Below are 16,448 nucleotides of genomic sequence, written 5' to 3' on the forward strand. Positions count from 1 at the left end.
AGTCCGGACATGGCACTACTGCATGTTGAAAACCTGCGCGTGGACATCCCCATGGGCAACAGCCCGACACCGGATGACATGCTGCATGCCGTGCGCGGTCTGGATTTCGAAGTCGAGCGCGGTGAAATGCTGTGTATCGTCGGCGAATCCGGCTGCGGTAAATCCCTGACCTCGCTGGCGCTGATGGACCTGCTGCCACGCAAGGCCAGACGCACCGCGTCCCGACTGACGCTGGACGGCATCGACATGCTGGGCCAGAGCGAGCGGCGCATGTGCGATCTGCGCGGCAACCGTCTGGCGATGATCTTCCAGGAACCGATGACCTCGCTGAACCCGGCCTACAGCATTGGCGACCAGCTCAGCGAAGTACTGACCCAGCATCGCAAGGTGTCACACAAGGATGCCCTGGCTCGCGCCGCGCAGATGCTGGAGAAAGTCGGTATCAGCAATGCCACCGAACGCTTGCGCCAGTATCCGCATCAACTGTCTGGCGGTTTGCGCCAGCGGGTGATCATCGCCATGGCATTGATGTGCGAGCCGGACCTGATCATCGCCGATGAACCCACCACGGCACTGGACGTGACCATCCAGGCGCAGATCCTGCGCTTGATCCGCGATATCCAGAAGGAGTTCGGCCTGGCGGTGATTTTCATCACCCATGACCTGGGGCTGGTGGCCCGGATCGCCGATCGGGTCGCAGTGATGTATGCCGGGGAAATCGTCGAAACCGCCCCCGCCCGGCAACTGTTCGAAAACCCACAGCATCCGTACACCCGTGGTCTGCTGACCAGTATTCCAATCCCCGGTCGGACCCGACCGGGCGAGGCCCTGGGTTCGATTCCAGGCCTGGTGCCAAGCCTGGTGGGCGAGCAGCAAGGGTGCGCGTTCCGCAATCGTTGCGCCCAGGCGATAGCGGCCTGCGCGCAAGACATTCCCGAAGTCGAGCAGGACGGCCACATGGCGCGCTGCCTGTTCGCCGCACCGGCCCCGGCGCCGATTCGCCTTCAAGAGAGGGCTCGGTCATGAAAAAAGACATCGCATTGGAGCTGTGCGACATCCGTCGCGAATTCCGGATCAACAAGGGCTTGTTCAAACCCGCCGCCACTCTGAAGGCCGTCGATGGCGTTTCCCTGCGGCTGATGCGAGGCGAGACCCTTGGCCTGGTAGGCGAGTCCGGTTGCGGAAAAAGTACCCTGGCCAAGATGCTGCTGGGTCTGTTGCCACCCACCAGCGGCGATGTGCTGGTGGGTGGCAAGCACCTGGCGGCGACGGATCGCAAGGAAATGTCCCGGCACATCCAGCCGATATTCCAGGACCCATACTCCTCGCTGAACCCTCGCAAGACGCTGCGTGAAATCGTGACCCTGCCGCTGATCGTGCACGACATCGGCAGCCCCGCCGAGCGACGCAAGAAAACCGAAGCGATGCTCGATGTGGTCGGCCTGCCCAAGCGGGTCATCGACAGCTATCCGAGCCAACTGTCCGGCGGCCAACGGCAACGGGTGGCCATTGCCCGGGCATTGATCATGCGCCCTGACGTGTTGATCTGCGACGAACCCACCTCGGCACTGGACGTTTCGGTGCAGGCGCAGATTCTCAACCTGCTGCAAGACCTCAAGCGCGAATTCGGCCTGACCTATCTTTTGATCAGCCATAACCTGGCGGTCATCGAACACCTCGCCGACCGGGTAGCGGTGATGTACCTGGGGCGTATCGTCGAGGAACGCACCCGCGAAGCGTTATTCGCCAAACCCGGCCACCCGTATACCCGCGCCTTGCTGGATTCGGTGCTCACGCCCGATCCGCGCCTGGGCATTCCCGAGATCGGCCTGGGCGGTTCCTTTCCCAATCCGATGTCACCGCCCTCCGGCTGCGCCTTCCATCCGCGCTGTCCGAGCTGCTTCGCCCCCTGCAAGACGGCCTACCCGGCCAATGATCCGATTATCGGCGGCAACGTGCGTTGCCACCTTCACGACAGTCCCGCCCAAACCCTGGAGCTTGTCCACTCATGAGTCGTTCACTGGCCATCAGCAACACCACAGCGCAATTCGATAACGGCGCATTTTTCAACCTGCTCGAACGCAGCGTCGCCTTGCACACTGAAAGCCAGGCAGCGGACAGCCAACCCGAGTTGTATCGCTATCTCCATGAGTTCATCACCCCGCATGTCGAGGCGATGGGCTTCAGCGTCGCCGTCTATGACAACCCGGTGGCAGGGCGCGGCCCGTTCATGATCGCCACGCGCATCGAGCAGCCGCAACTGCCGACCGTGCTCAGCTACGGCCACGGTGATGTGGTACGCGGCTATGAAGCGCAATGGCGTGAAGGCCTGTCGCCGTGGCAGGTCATTGCCGAAGGCGATCGCTGGTACGGCCGCGGCACGGCGGATAACAAAGGCCAGCACCTGATCAACCTGACCGCGCTGGAGCAAACCCTCAAGGCTCGCGACGGCAAGCTGGGGTTCAACGTCAAGCTGCTGCTGGAAATGGGCGAAGAAGAAGGCTCGCCGGGCTTGAATGCATTCTGTGCCGCGCACAGCGAAGAGCTCGCCGCGGATATTTTCATCGCCTCGGACGGCCCGCGCCTGGCGGCGTCACGACCGACGATTTTTCTCGGCTCACGGGGGGTGTTCAACTTCGAGCTGGTGGTCAATCTGCGCGAAGGCGCTCATCACTCTGGCAACTGGGGCGGGTTGCTGGCCAACCCCGGGATCATCCTGGCCAATGCCATCGCGAGCATGGTGGATGAACACGGTCGGGTGAAAGTGGCGGGCCTGATGCCTGAATCACTGCCCGAGCCGGTTCGTCAGGCGCTGGCCGATATTGACGTCGGTGGCGGACCGGGCGATCCGGACATCGACGCCAACTGGGGCAACCCCGAGCTCTCCCTGAGCGAAAAGGTGTTCGGCTGGAACACCCTCGACGTCATCGCCTTCAAGACCGGCAACCCGGACGCCCCCGTACACGCGATCCCCGGCAAGGCCAACGCCCACTGCCACATCCGCTTTGTGGTGGACAGCGACTACACGACCTTCATCCCGGCGGTGCGTGCCCACCTGGATGCCCATGGTTTCAGCAATGTCGAGGTCAAGCAAAGCCACGTCGAGGTGATGCACGCCACTCGGCTGGACCCGCAAAGCCCATGGGTCGATTGGGCGCTGAGCTCCTTGGCCCAGACCACCGGCAAAAAACCCGCGCTGCTGCCCAACCTCGGCGGTTCGCTGCCCAACGATGTGTTCGCCGACGTGCTCGGCCTGCCCACCTTGTGGGTGCCGCATTCGTACCCGGCCTGCTCGCAGCATGCGCCGAACGAGCACTTGCTGGCACCGGTGGTCAAGGAAAGCCTGCAGATCATGGCGGGGTTGTTCTGGGACCTGGGCAACGATGCGGCACGCCTGACCCAGGCGCATCAGTTGCGGGAGCAAATGCAATGAGCGCCACGCCACAACAGGCGCTGGACTGGCTTGCCGACCAGCGCCAAGCCATGGAAACGCTGCTGCAGCGTATCGTCGACACCGACTCCAACAGCTATGACAAGGCGGGGGTCGACGCCGTGGGCGCGCTGCTCGCGGCAGAGCTGGAGGCCGACGGCATCCTGCTCAAGCGCATGCCGGTGGAAGGCTTTGGCGACGTAATGCTCGCCGAAGTGCCAGGCGAACCTGGAAAGCCGGTGTTGCTGCTGGGCCATCGCGACACGGTGTTCCCCAAAGGCACCACCACGGCGCGCGGCTACAGCTGCGATGGCAATCTCGCCTTTGGCCCCGGCGTCGCCGACATGAAAGGTGGCCTGGTGCTCAATTGCTTCGCCCTCAAGGCACTCAAGCGTGCCGGCCCCTTGCCCTATCCGGTGCAGGTCCTGTACACCGGTGACGAAGAAATCGGCTCCGGCAGCGCCAGAACCCATATTGAAAACGCCGCCCGTGCCGCCCGCGCCGTGCTCAATACCGAACCCGGTCGGGCCAGCGGCAACGTGGTCAGCGCACGCAAAGGCGGTGCCACGCTGATCATCGAAGTCAGCGGCCGCGCGGCGCATGCCGGGGTCAACCATGCCGACGGCGCCAGCGCCATCGAGGCCCTGGCACGCAAGCTCGTCAAGCTCCATGCCTTGACCGACTACTCGGCAGGCATCACCACGAACGTCGGCTTGATATCCGGGGGAACGTCCAGCAACACCGTTGCTCCGAGCGCCTCGGCGCGGCTGGATGTGCGCTTCATCGAACTCAAGCACTGGGACCGGATCCTTACCGCGATCCTGGCCATCGTCGCCGAAGAAGAACTGATCGGTACCCACGCCATCCTCAAGGAGGCGACAACCTTTCTGCCGATGGAGGCCCGTCACAGCGAACGGCTGTTGCAGATCTACCAACAAAAAGCCCTGGCGCTGGGTTTCAGCGTCGAAGGCGAATTCACCGGCGGTTGCGCCGACTCCGGATTCACCGCCAGCCTGGGCATCCCAACCCTGTGCGGCCTCGGCCCGGTGGGAGGCAAGGTCCACACCGATCGTGAATACCTGGAGCTGGATACGCTGGTGCCTCGCGCCCAGGCCTTGGTGGCGACCATCCTGGCTGTTGGCCAGAGCAGTTGAAATAACGGGGCGTCGAGATCAAGGTCCAAAGCAACAAGAGCAGGACACACCTCCAACCTCCATATAGCTGAACCACCGCCTTCGCGAGCAACCTCGCTCCCACAAGGGGCAAGCCAGCCTCAAGCGTCCCAAGGGGCCATGGCGTCAACGTCAATGGCGTAGCGCTCAATGGCCTCGGCACAGACGCCGGCCTGCAGCCTCCCCTCTTGCACCAGCGAGGTCAGCGCACTCAGGACGATCTGGTGCCGGTCCACTTCGAAGAACCTGCGCAGTTGGCTGCGGGTATCGCTGCGGCCAAACCCGTCGGTACCGAGCACCGTGTAATGGCCATCGAGATAACTGGCGATCAACTGGGGCAAGGCCCGTACGTAATCGGTACAGGCAATGATGGGCGCCGAGTCGTTAAGGCATTCCTGGACATGACTGCGCTTGGCAGGCTGTCCGGGATGCAGTCGATTCCAGCGCTCCACTTCCCGTGCATCACGTGCCAATTCGGTAAAGCTGGTCACGCTCCAGACCTGACTGTCGATCCCCCAATCGCTGGCCAGCAACTCGGCGGCGGCGATCACTTCGCCCAGGATGGCGCCGGAACCCAGCAACTGGACACGTCCACGCGCCCCCTCGACTTCTTGCCGGGCAAACCGATACATGCCCTGGATAATGGCCTGTTCGACACCTTCGGGAAGGCTGGGCTGCGGGTAGTTCTCGTTCATCAGGGTAACGTAGTAGAACTCGTCCACCTGGAGCTCCAGCATCTGGCGCATGCCGTGATCCAGGATCACCGCGAACTCGCCGGCGAATGCCGGATCGTAAGCCCGACAATTGGGAACCATCGCCGCCATCAGGTGACTGTTGCCGTCCTGGTGCTGCAGGCCTTCGCCACCCAATGTCGTGCGGCCCGCGGTGGCACCGAGCAGGAACCCGCGGGCCCGTTGATCCGCCGCCGCCCAGATCAGGTCGCCGATGCGCTGGAAGCCGAACATCGAGTAGTAGATGTAGAACGGCAGCATTGGCAGGCCATGCACCGAGTAGCTGGTCGCGGCGGCGACCCAGGAGCTGATGGCGCCGGCCTCGCTGATGCCCTCTTCGAGAATCTGCCCGTCCAGGGCTTCTCGATAACTGAGGATCGAACCGATGTCCTCCGGCTCGTAACGTTGCCCCACGCTGGAGTAGATGCCGATCTGCTTGAACAGGCTGGCCATGCCGAAGGTACGCGCTTCATCCGCCACGATCGGTACGATGCGCGGCCCCAGTTGCTTGTCCCGGAGCAAGCCGCTGAGCATCCGCACGAAGGCCATGGTGGTGGACATTTCCTTGCCCTGGGCGGCGATGGCGAACCCGGCGTAATGCTCTACAGCGGGCACGGCCAATGACTCGCAGGCCGAAGGTCGTGCCGGCATGTAGCCGCCCAACGCCCGGCGACGTGCATGCAGGTAGCGCATTTCCGCGCTGTCGTCGCTCGGTTTGAAGAAGCTCAGGGAGGTGGCCTGCTCATCGGTCAATGGCAGGTTGAAACGGTTGCGGAACGCGATCAACGCCTCACTGTCGAGTTTCTTCTGCTGGTGTACGGTCATCTTGCCCTGTCCGGCGTCGCCCATGCCGAAGCCCTTCTTGGTCTGGGCCAGGATGACCGTCGGTTTCTTGCCCTCGAGCATCGCGCTTTGATACGCGGCAAAGATCTTCACCAGGTCATGACCACCGCGCTTGAGGCGGTCGATCTGCTCGTCGGTCAGGCCTTGGGCCAAGTCCGCCAGGGCTTCGTCCTGACCGAAGAAATGCTCACGGTTGAAGCGCCCATCCTTGGCCGCGAACGTCTGGAACTGGCCATCGACCGTGGCCGACAAGGCCCGGACCAACGCGCCGTCCTTGTCCCGGGCAAACAACCTGTCCCAGTCGGAGCCCCAGACCAGTTTGATCACGTTCCAGCCCGCACCGCCGAACAACGCCTCGAGCTCGTCGATGATGCGACCGTTGCCACGCACCGGGCCGTCCAGGCGCTGGAGGTTGCAGTTGACCACCCAGACCAGGTTATCCAGCCCTTCGCGCGCCGCCAGGGTCAGCGCCGACATACTTTCCGGCTCATCCATTTCACCGTCGCCAAACACGCCCCAGACGGTACGCCCCGAGGTCTTTTGCAGGCCGCGGTGCTCCAGGTACCGCATGAAACGCGCCTGGTAGATCGAGCTGATCGGACCGATCCCCATGGAGCCCGTCGGGAACTGCCAGAAGTCCGGCATCAACCAGGGATGCGGATAACTCGACAACCCCCGGGCGCCATTGGCGCGTGCGCCGATCTCTTGTCGATAGTGCTGCAGATCCTTTTCTTCCAGGCGTCCCTCGAGGAACGCCCGGGCATAGACGCCTGGCGCCGAGTGCGGTTGGTAGAAGACCAGGTCACCGCCGTCGGTCGGGGTGCGCGCCTTGAAGAAATGGTTGAAGCCCACTTCGAACAGATCCGCCGCACTGGCATAACTGGCGATGTGTCCACCCAATTCGCCATAGGCGTGATTGGCCCGGGCAACCATCGCCAGGGCATTCCAGCGCATGATGGATGCCAGGCGTTCCTCGATCGCCAGGTCTCCGGGAAACACCGGTTGCCGCTCGACGCCGATGGTATTGATGTAGGCAGTGCCATGGCTGGGCCGCCAGCCGATGTCCGCAGTGCTTGCCACGGCCAGCAGCATGTCGAGGATCTGTTTGGCCCGGTCCGTGCCGCCGTGGGCGGCGACCGACAGCAAGGCCTCGCGCCACTCGGCCATTTCTTCATCCTCGACAGCCCGGGCCGGCCATTGGGCATGGGGATTGGACAGCTTCATGGGCAACTCCTGCTGATGTCGGGTATCGCTTCGAGGTGGCGCGAATGACTGCCTCGGGCGAGGTTTTTGACTTGCTCTACCGCCGCCATGATGGAGCGCTCGCTCGTCTCGTCTGGGGCGACCGGGTAGAGGCATGGCTGAGCGATGGAAAGGTCGTGCAAGACGTGCTCATCGAGTTCACCGAGCACCACGAAACGGTAGTCACGCTTGGCCACGTACCCTTCGACGAGCTTGCCAGGCGCGGTGTTCACCGTATCGACATGGATCAGCGCCACATTGTCGAAACAGCTGAACCCCTGATGGATCAAGTCAATGTGATCGCTATCGAGTCCGCTCACGATGACCACGATACGCGTACGACTGGAAGGCTCGCGCATCCATCTCATTGCGTGGATGCGCGCATGGGCGGTTCGGCTCATAAGCGTTGCCTTACTGGTTTGCACAGGCGAATTGACGAGGGCTGGGTTAAATGACGCCGCGCGCCTGCAGCACGCTTTTGGCCAGACGCCGGGTCGCCGATAACACCTCTTCCACCTGTCGATCCATCGCCGCAGTGGATGAAGCGATTGTTCCAAGTTCGACGACGCGCAGCGGATGGCCGCAGACCGATCCCAGCCAGGTCAGGCCTGGCACCGTGCCGACTTCCAGCAGAAAGCTGTCGTGGGGAACGCCGCGCAACAGTTGGCTGGCATAACACGCGTCGCCTCCGGCAGACGGCTGCGCACTGGACCCGACCCGCAACCAGTCGACCTTCAGCGCCTCCGACTGCTGGACGGCCAGGTAGGCCACCTGGTCCCAGTCATCTATCGTCACGTGCAGCTTGTCGATCATGTACTTGGGCAACGCGGCGCTGGTCACGATGACCACTCCGGCATCCGCCGAAGGTTCCTTGATCCAGACTGCGGATTGCGATATCGCATGCATGGCGGTACTCCCGGCGGTTGGGTTGCAGCGGCTCGCTCCGAGCGACGATCCGGCGATGAGGCCGTGACATTCAACATGCATGCCGACTGCCCCACCGCCTCGTGAGCAAGCGCTCGCCTACAGGTCTGGTGTGAATCAGCCGTTGCGGAACAGGAAGCTGTAGGCGTTCAGGGCAGGCGCTCCGCCCAGGTGCGCGTAGAGCACTTTCGAGCCTTCGGGGAACTCGCCACGGCGGACCATTTCAATCATCCCGTGCATGGATTTACCTTCGTACACCGGATCGGTCAGCACACCTTCCAGGCTGCCGCACAGGCGAATGGCTTCCAGCGTGCCGTCGTTGGGCAAGCCGTATTCCGGATAGGCGAACCGAGTGTCGAGCACCACGTCCTCCTCGGTGATTTCGCGGCCCAGCTCCACCAGTTCCGCGGTATGCCGGGCGATACGCAGGATCTGTGCCTTGGTTTTCTCTGGCTTGGCCGAGGCATCGATGCCGATCACTTGCTTCGAACGGCCGTCCGCGGCGAAACCGACCACCATGCCGGCCTGGGTACTGCCGGTCACGGAACAGACCACGATGTAGTCGAACGTGAAGCCCAGCTGTTTTTCCTGCTCTCGCACTTCTTCGGCAAAGCCGACGAACCCGAGGCCGCCATAGGGATGCTCGGAACAACCCGCCGGGATCGGGAACGGCTTGCCGCCGCGCGACACCACGTCGTCCATGGCCTTCTCCCAGCTTGGCCGGATACCGATGTCGAACCCCGCGGCGTCCAGTCGTACCTCCGCCCCCATGATGCGAGACATCTCGATGTTGCCCACCCGGTCATACACGGCATCGGAGTAGTTGACCCAGTTTTCCTGCACCAGCACGCACTTCATGCCCAGGTGCGCGGCCACCGCCGCCACCTGGCGGGTCTGGTTCGACTGGATGCCACCGATGGAGACCAGGGTATCGCAGCCTTGCTCGATCGCTTCGGGAATCAGGTATTCGAGCTTGCGGGTCTTGTTCCCGCCGAAGGCCAGGCCACTGTTGCAATCTTCACGCTTGGCATACAGCTGGACCTTGCCCCCCAGATGTTCACTCAGGCGCTTCAAGGGCGTGATGGGAGATGGACCGAAGGTCAACGGATAACGTTTAAAACGATTCAGGTTCATGACTCTGCTCCTCGATGATTGAATATCCAAGCGCCAGGCCGAGAAGCAAAGGGCTGCATTCCAGGCTCTTTCACGGGGGCTTCGATGAGTTCAATACTAAGAAGAAATCAAAAAATATGTATTGCAAATTATTAGCAATTAAAGAAACATAATTTTTAGATAAAACCATCAAACACACTTTTACTGCGTATAAACCCATATGAGCGCAACAAATACTCGCAAGAAGCCGAGCGAAACAGCGTCAACGCCACAGCCGCTGGATCGAACCGACCGCGCCATTCTCAAGGCCCTGCAGCGAGATGCCTCCATCTCCAACGTGGCGCTGGCCGAGAAGGTCAAACTGAGCGCGCCGGCCTGCCTGCGACGTGTCGAACGGCTCAAGCAGGCCGGCCTGATCAAGCACATCGTCGCACTGCTGGACAATGAAGCGCTGGAGGCGGGGATGGTGGTCTTGATCGGGGTGGTGCTGGATCGCTCCACGCCGGAGTCCTTCGCCGCATTCGAGGCGGCCGCGCAGAAAGTGTCCGGCTGCATGGAATGCCATGTGGTGACGGGAGAGTTCGACTACTTCATGTTGATACGAACCAAGGACAGCAACAGCTTCAACCGGCTCCACGCGGAGCAACTGCTCTACCTGCCCGGAGTTCGCCAGATTCGCTCGTTCATGGGGTTGCGCCAGGTCTTGTCGACCACTCACATTCCCCTTTGAGGCTCGTTGGCCCCGATCGCCAGATTGGCCAGATTTCCCTTGGGGGTGGCTTCGCGCATGCCCTCGCTTCATTCCACATTTTCAGGGCATGCCTGGACTATCGCCCAAAAAGTGGCGCAACGTCCTTATGCAATGACAGGGGCAGGATTTCCCCACGTCGTCACGTGGCTAATGCGATGACACATAGACAGACGGCGTGGCAGGCGCGGGTAACGCATAAGTCGCCTTCATCCACTCGATCTCGGCCTGGGGGGTGCGGCCGAAGAAGCGTTTGAACTCGCGGCTGAACTGCGAGGCGCTTTCGTAGCCGACGCTGAATGCCGCGGCAGAGATGTTCATGGTGTTGCGCAGCATCAGCAGGCGCGCCTGGTGCAGGCGCGTCGATTTCACGTATTGCATGGGCGAGGTGTCGGTCACGCTGCGAAAGTGCAGGTGGAAGTTGGGTATGCTCATGCCCGCTTCCTGGGCGAGGGATTCGACGTCCAGTCGCTTTTGGTAACCGCTGTGGATCTTGCGGATCGCACGGGTGATCTGGCCGAAATGTCCCTGGCGGCGCAGGGCGGCGCGCATTGAGCCGCCCTGCTCGCCGGTGAGGATGCGGTAGTAGATTTCGCGCCTCAGGGCAGGGCCGAGTATCTGCGCTTCGCCGGGGTCGCTCATGGCTTGGAGAAAGCGCAGGGTCGAGGCGCGCAGTGAGTCGTCCATGGGCGAGGCGTACATGCCTTTGGGCGGGGCATCGCTGGGGCCGAGGACCTCGTCCACCTGCAGCAGCAACTCGCTGGCCACCTGAAAATCCAGGCGCATGTAGATGGCCAGCATGGGCTCTGTCTCGCTGGCGTCGGTCTCCATGGTGAAAGGCACTGGCACGGACACCACCAGATAATGCTGGGCATCGTAGACATAGACGTCTTCGCCCAGGTAGCCGCGCTTGCGGCCCTGGCACAGGATCACGATGCCGGGGTCGTACAGCACCGGCGTGCGGGTCAGGGGGCGGTTCGAACGCAGGAAGCGGATGTCCTCCAGCGCGCTGAGGTTGTAGCCCTCCACCGGGGCAAGTTGTTCCAGCAACTGCACCATGCATGCGGTGCGGGGGTCGGCCTGAGTCATGGGTGTCCTCTTGCTTGGCGCTCAACCGTCGGTGGAACGGCTCAGTGTTTCCCATTGATCGATCTCGCGGGCGGTGCGGCTCAGTTTTTCGCGTACCAGGCTCAGTGCGTCACTGCCCAGCAGCAGGTGGGCCGGTGGCGTCGCGCTGGCGATCAGCTGCAGCATCGCCTGGGCGGCCTTGCGGGGGTCGCCGAGCTGCTTGCCGCTTTTCTCTTCCCGCGCTTTACGAACCGGGTCGAAGCTGGCGTCGTAGTCGGCAATGCTGCGCGGGGTACGTTGCATGGAGCGACCCGCCCAGTCGGTGCGAAACGAGCCGGGAGCCACCGCCGTGACGAAGATCCCGAACGGCAGCAACTCCTTGCTCAGCGTATCGGAGATCCCTTCCAGCGCAAACTTGCTCGCGCAGTAGTAAGAAATGCCCGGCATGGTGATGGTGCCCCCCATGGAGGTGATATTGAGGATATGACCGGCGCGGCGCTCGCGAAAATACGGCACGAACGCCTTGGTCACCGCCACCGCGCCGAACACGTTGACGTCGAACTGGCGGCGCATCTCTTGCAACGGTGACTCTTCGAAGATCCCCTCGTGGCCATAACCGGCATTGTTCACCAGTACGTCCACCGGGCCATGACTGGCTTGTGTGGCGGCGACCACGCTGTCGATCCGGTCGAACTCAGTGACATCCAGGATGACCCCGTGGGCACGATCCGGCGCCAGTGCCTCGAAGGCCTGCAACGCCGCGTCACTGCGCACGGTGCCGATCACCCGGTGGCCCGCCGCAAGTGCCTCCCGCGCCAGGGCATTGCCCAGGCCACTGCTGACGCCGGTGATGAATAGGGTTTTCCTGCTGCTCATGGCGAGCCTCCGATAAGGTGGGGACGAGGCCATGGTATCGATGGGAAACCGCGGCACCTATGCCGGTTTGCCTTGCAGCCTTGCCTATTCCTATCAGGGCCGGACTGGCGTGACGGACGTCAATGCCCGGGCCGTTGACCTGGGCCGCTCGCGCACATTTGCCCTGGCGTGATCTGTCTGAATATAATGCGATTCATTATCAATTATGTCTGTTTCCGGGATGCTGATGCGCAGCAACGACACACTGGGCAATGCCGATCTCGCGCTGCTCTATAGCAGCCACCACTCCTGGTTGCACAGCTGGCTGAGCCGGCGCATCGGTTGCCGCGAAAGCGCTGCGGACCTGGCGCAGGACACCTTCGTACGGCTGCTCAAATCGCGTCAATTGAGTCCTTTGCGCGAACCCCGGGCTTATCTGAGCAGCATCGCACGTGGACTGATGATCGATCGGTATCGCCGTCGCGAACTCGAACGGGCCTACCTCGAAAGCCTTGCGCTGCTCCCTTCCCAGCAAATCCCGTCTGAAGAAGAACGGTTGCTGATTCTCGACAGCCTGGAACGGATAGACCGCCTGCTCGACCTGCTCAAGCCGAGGGTGCGCGAGGCATTCCTGCTGGCCCAGCTCGACGGCCTGACCTGCCAGCAAATAGCTGACAAGTTGTGCGTTTCCCGCTCTACGGTCGAACGCGACCTGGCCAAGGCCCTGCAACACTGCTATCGCTTGCGCTATGCCGAACAGTGAAGCCCGAGTGCCGGATCCGGCCGTGGTCGACCAGGCGATCCACTGGCTGGTGCGCCTGCGCTTCAATCCCGCCGATGAGCAGACCCAGCGCACTTTCGAGCACTGGTTGCAGCGGTGTCCGGAGCATTTGCTCGCGTGGCAGCGTGTGCAAGTCCTGGGCGACGATTTCGCGGGCATTCCCTCCGACCTGGCCCGGCATACCCTCAAGGGCAGCCGCTCGGGCATGCATCGGCGCAAGGCCCTGAAGCTGCTGGGTACCTTGGCCACCGTGGGTGGCGCGGCCTGGCTGGGCCGCGACTACACGCCGCTGCCGGCCATGCTTGCCCAGCAACACAGCAAGACCGGGGAGCGCAAGCGCTTCCAGCTCGATGATGGCAGCCTTGTCCAGCTCAACAGCGACAGCGCGGTCGACAGCTATTTCAACCCACAGCGGCGCCTGCTCGTGCTGCGGCGCGGCGAAATCATCGTGAACACTGGCGCGGACTCAGGCGCGGATTCACCGCGTCCGTTCTGGGTGCAGACACGGGACGGGATGATACGCACCCTGAATGCCCGGTTCCTGACGTACGAGCGTGACGACGGGACGCTCATCGCGGTGCAGAGCGGCACAGTCACCGTGTTTCCCGGGGCCAGCCAACCCGTTGCGGTCAACGACACCGTCCAGGCCGGAAGCCAGCGGCTGTTCACCTCGGATGGCGTTCGTGAGTTCAAGGATGACGGCCTGGATCTATGGAGCTGGAGCGACGGGGTGATCAGCGCACGCAATATGCGCCTCGGTGATTTCATCGGGGCCCTGTCGCGCTATCGCCCCGGCCTGTTGCGCTGCGCCGAAGAGGTCTCGGGCCTGCGCGTTTCCGGGACCTTTCAGCTTGCCGACACCGATCAGGTACTGGCATTGGTGGCGCAGTCACTGCACTTACAAATCGAATATCGAACCCAATACTGGGTGACGTTGAGCGCCGCCAGCTAGGCCCTGTCTGAAAAGACTGAGTGTTTTTTTGTCGCACAAAAATATCAAATAAAAATGAGGTGATTTCTCATTCTCGTTCGGCATGTAAGAAAGGCCGAAATACAGGCCTATCTGCCGATTCCCTTTAACGGAGCGAGTAAATGAGTTCGTCCCCGGTTCCACAGCGTCATCTACTGAATCGTGCCTTACAGGGTGCGGTCCTCGGCGTCATCGTGAGCAGCTACGCGCTACCGTCCATGGCGCAGACTTCGACCGTCGACCAGGCCCAACAGGTTCATCAGTGGAACATCCCGGCCGGCCCGTTGGCACCAGCGCTCGACCGCTTCGCGCGCGAGGCTGGCATCAGCCTTTCCTTCGATGCGTCAAGCGTGGCGAACCGCAATACCCAAGGCGTGAGCGGCACGCTCGATACATCCACGGCCCTATCGTCGTTGTTGCAGGGGAGCGACATCGAGATACAGCAGCAAGGTCCGAACGCCTACTTGCTGACGCCACAAGCCAAGGCGGACGGCGACCTCGAGGCCTTCCGCCTGGCGCCCATCCTCGTCAACGCCAAGGCCAGGGTCGATGGCACCGAAGACGCCAATTCCGTGGTCGCCCAGGAACTCTGGGTTGGCGGCAAGGTGGCCACCAGCATCCTCAACACGCCCGCCTCGGTGTCCGTGGTGACCGACAAGGAAATGAAGCAACGCAGCGTCAGCACCACGGAAGAACTCCTGCAATACACGCCGGGGGTCATTACCGACTATTACGGCACCGACGACCGCAACGATTACTTCCAGATCCGCGGCTTTCAAGCCACGACCTATCGGGACGGCCTGACCCTGGGTTCGATGCGCGGTGTGCGCGAGGAGCCATTCGCCTATGAGCGCGTCGAGGTGATACGCGGGGCCAACTCCACACTGTTCGGCCCGGCCGACCCGGGCGGCTCGGTGAACTTTGTGAGCAAGAAGCCCCGCTTCGACAAGTTCGGCCAGGGCTACGTCACCTACGGTTCTTTCGACCATCTCGAATCCGGCATCGATGTCGGGGACTCGCTGAACGAAGAGCAAACCCTGGCCGGTCGCTTCACGGCAAAGATGCAAGACAGTGACCGCGAGTACGACCATTCGCAGGACGACAACAAGTTCCTGATGGGCGGCCTGACCTGGGCCCCCACGGAGTTCACCTCGGCGTCCGTGATCGTGGACTACCTCAAGACTCAAAGCTCGCCCAACAGCGGCGGTTATCCGCTGGACAAGGAATACGATCGCGACAAGTTCTACGGCGAGCCCAGCTACAACTTCCACGATGTGGAACGCACCAATATCAGCGGCACGTTCAGCCATGATTTCGACAATGGGTTCGTGCTGCGCAGCAACCTGCGCTACAGCGAACTGATCGATGATTTCGGCTATGTGTTCCTCAGCGACTCCCCTACCCGCACCGGCACCACCGTCCCGCGCTATATCTTCGGCACCGACAGCGATGCCGAGCAACTGAACGGCAACCTGATGCTGCAATACGATGCCCGCTTCGAGAATATCGACAGCAGCACGCTGGTGGGTGTGGAGTATGGCGACTCCTCGACCGAGGAACGCTCGGTGTATGCCACGACAGGATCCATCGACCTGGCCAACCCGGTATTCACCGGCGTGCCAGGCGGTGTGGCGCCCTACAGCAATAACAAGCTCGATACTGAAACCAAGGCCGTGTTCCTGCAGCAGAACCTGTCCTTCTATGAGCGCTTTATCGTCACTGCCGGTGTGCGCAACGACTCGCTGGATCTCTCCAATACCGACATCAATAACGTAAAAGAGTCGGATAACTTCTCGGAAACGTCCTATCGCGGCGCACTGACCTATATCGTCAACGACGAAGTGTCCACTTACGTCAGCATGGTGGAATCGGTCTCGCCGCCCACCGTCGGCGTCGTTCCGAAGACGGGCAGGCAATACGAAGTGGGTGTGAAATATGCGCCCATGGGCATGGACGCGCTGTTCTCGGCGGCCGTCTACGACCTGACCCAGGAAAATGTCAGCATCGCCGTCGTACTGCCCAGCGGTGTGATCGAACAACAGACCGTCGGCGAATCGCGCGTGCGCGGCCTGGACCTGGAAGCCAAGGCCGAGTTGACCTCCAACCTGAGCCTGGTGGGTGGCTATTCCTACATGGAGTCCGAAGTCATTCGCGGGACCTTGTACGACGGAAGTTCGCTCAAAGGGAATGAGTTCGCCACGGCGCCGAATCACTCCGCCTCGCTGTGGACCTACTACAACGTACCCAACACCGATGTCAGCGTCGGCCTGGGTGCACGGTATGTCGGTTCCTACTACTTCGATGCGGCCAACACCGGAACCAGCGATGGCACGACGCTCTTCGATGCGGCCTTCAACTACAACCTCTTCAAAGGCACAGACCTGGCGATCAACGTCAGCAACCTGCTGGATGAGCAACATGTGGTTGGCTCAGGTACCGCGAACTACTACAACCCGGGCCGCGAAATCACCGCAAAGCTGAGCTACAACTGGTAAAAAAACTGGCCGTTCATGAGCGCCCCCGGGCTGTGCAAGCAAGCCTGCTCCACAGCCCGGGGGCGATTTCCATCAG

The 16,448-nt window shown here is 62.0% G+C and carries 15 protein-coding genes; 9 read left to right on the top strand and 6 right to left on the bottom strand.

Features of this window, described 5'->3' with window-relative positions; all coding sequences use genetic code 11:
• The first annotated feature begins 9 nt into the window (after positions 1-9).
• From BW992_RS03450 to BW992_RS03465, 4 genes are read left to right on the top strand one after another with little or no spacing between them, the layout of a single operon-like run.
• Positions 10-1,026: an ABC transporter ATP-binding protein gene (locus BW992_RS03450; protein ID WP_076405600.1), complete on the top strand. Its 1,017-nt coding sequence runs from the start codon at positions 10-12 to the stop codon at positions 1,024-1,026.
• Positions 1,023-2,012, top strand: coding sequence for an ABC transporter ATP-binding protein (locus tag BW992_RS03455; RefSeq protein ID WP_072388640.1), 990 nt, complete (start codon positions 1,023-1,025; stop codon positions 2,010-2,012). Before BW992_RS03450 ends, BW992_RS03455 begins: the two co-directional genes overlap by 4 nt.
• Positions 2,009-3,433 (top strand): M20 family metallopeptidase, encoded by a 1,425-nt coding sequence (locus tag BW992_RS03460; protein WP_076405602.1) that lies wholly within the window; start codon positions 2,009-2,011, stop codon positions 3,431-3,433. The genes BW992_RS03455 and BW992_RS03460 overlap by 4 nt, the downstream gene beginning before the upstream one ends.
• A complete protein-coding gene (locus BW992_RS03465) occupies positions 3,430-4,584 on the top strand; it encodes a M20 family metallopeptidase (RefSeq protein WP_076405604.1) in 1,155 nt (384 codons plus the stop codon). Before BW992_RS03460 ends, BW992_RS03465 begins: the two co-directional genes overlap by 4 nt.
• A gap of 119 nt (positions 4,585-4,703) precedes the next feature.
• Here BW992_RS03465 and mdeB read toward each other — a convergent pair whose 3' ends face one another.
• The 4 genes from mdeB to BW992_RS03485 all read right to left on the bottom strand — a co-directional run bounded on the left by mdeB (position 4,704) and on the right by BW992_RS03485 (position 9,476).
• On the bottom strand, positions 4,704-7,400 hold the full coding sequence (gene mdeB / locus BW992_RS03470) for an alpha-ketoglutarate dehydrogenase (protein ID WP_076405606.1): 2,697 nt from the start codon (positions 7,398-7,400) through the stop codon (positions 4,704-4,706).
• On the bottom strand, positions 7,397-7,819 hold the full coding sequence (locus tag BW992_RS03475) for a hypothetical protein (RefSeq protein ID WP_083714528.1): 423 nt from the start codon (positions 7,817-7,819) through the stop codon (positions 7,397-7,399). The genes mdeB and BW992_RS03475 overlap by 4 nt, the downstream gene beginning before the upstream one ends.
• Positions 7,820-7,865: 46 nt before the next feature.
• A complete protein-coding gene (locus BW992_RS03480) occupies positions 7,866-8,324 on the bottom strand; it encodes a transketolase (RefSeq protein WP_072459565.1) in 459 nt (152 codons plus the stop codon).
• A 135-nt stretch (positions 8,325-8,459) separates the two neighbouring features.
• Positions 8,460-9,476 carry a 1-aminocyclopropane-1-carboxylate deaminase gene (locus BW992_RS03485; RefSeq protein WP_076405610.1) on the bottom strand — a complete coding sequence of 339 codons (1,017 nt, stop codon included), beginning with the start codon at positions 9,474-9,476 and terminating at the stop codon, positions 8,460-8,462.
• A gap of 199 nt (positions 9,477-9,675) precedes the next feature.
• On the opposite strand from BW992_RS03485, the gene BW992_RS03490 reads away from it, so the two are divergent.
• Complete coding sequence (locus tag BW992_RS03490; protein ID WP_072388653.1) at positions 9,676-10,185, top strand: Lrp/AsnC family transcriptional regulator; 510 nt, start codon at positions 9,676-9,678, stop codon at positions 10,183-10,185.
• A gap of 168 nt (positions 10,186-10,353) precedes the next feature.
• Here the strand turns inward: BW992_RS03490 and BW992_RS03495 are convergent, their stop codons facing one another.
• Both BW992_RS03495 and BW992_RS03500 read right to left on the bottom strand, forming a co-directional pair.
• Complete coding sequence (locus tag BW992_RS03495; protein ID WP_072388655.1) at positions 10,354-11,292, bottom strand: AraC family transcriptional regulator; 939 nt, start codon at positions 11,290-11,292, stop codon at positions 10,354-10,356.
• Between the two features lie 21 nt (positions 11,293-11,313).
• Complete coding sequence (locus tag BW992_RS03500; RefSeq protein ID WP_076405612.1) at positions 11,314-12,147, bottom strand: oxidoreductase; 834 nt, start codon at positions 12,145-12,147, stop codon at positions 11,314-11,316.
• A 31-nt stretch (positions 12,148-12,178) separates the two neighbouring features.
• On the opposite strand from BW992_RS03500, the gene BW992_RS26845 reads away from it, so the two are divergent.
• From BW992_RS26845 to BW992_RS03515, 4 genes are all read left to right on the top strand, one after another.
• On the top strand, positions 12,179-12,319 hold the full coding sequence (locus tag BW992_RS26845; protein ID WP_156682187.1) for a hypothetical protein: 141 nt from the start codon (positions 12,179-12,181) through the stop codon (positions 12,317-12,319).
• A 54-nt stretch (positions 12,320-12,373) separates the two neighbouring features.
• On the top strand, positions 12,374-12,889 hold the full coding sequence (locus BW992_RS03505; RefSeq protein WP_072388761.1) for a sigma-70 family RNA polymerase sigma factor: 516 nt from the start codon (positions 12,374-12,376) through the stop codon (positions 12,887-12,889).
• Entirely contained in the window at positions 12,876-13,859 is a 984-nt protein-coding gene (locus BW992_RS03510; protein WP_072459566.1) for a DUF4880 domain-containing protein, read from the top strand. The genes BW992_RS03505 and BW992_RS03510 overlap by 14 nt, the downstream gene beginning before the upstream one ends.
• A 140-nt stretch (positions 13,860-13,999) precedes the next feature.
• Entirely contained in the window at positions 14,000-16,372 is a 2,373-nt protein-coding gene (locus BW992_RS03515) for a TonB-dependent siderophore receptor (protein WP_076405614.1), read from the top strand.
• Positions 16,373-16,448: the final 76 nt, after the last annotated feature.

The sequence above is a fragment of the Pseudomonas sp. 7SR1 genome (assembly GCF_900156465.1).
Taxonomy (GTDB): domain Bacteria; phylum Pseudomonadota; class Gammaproteobacteria; order Pseudomonadales; family Pseudomonadaceae; genus Aquipseudomonas.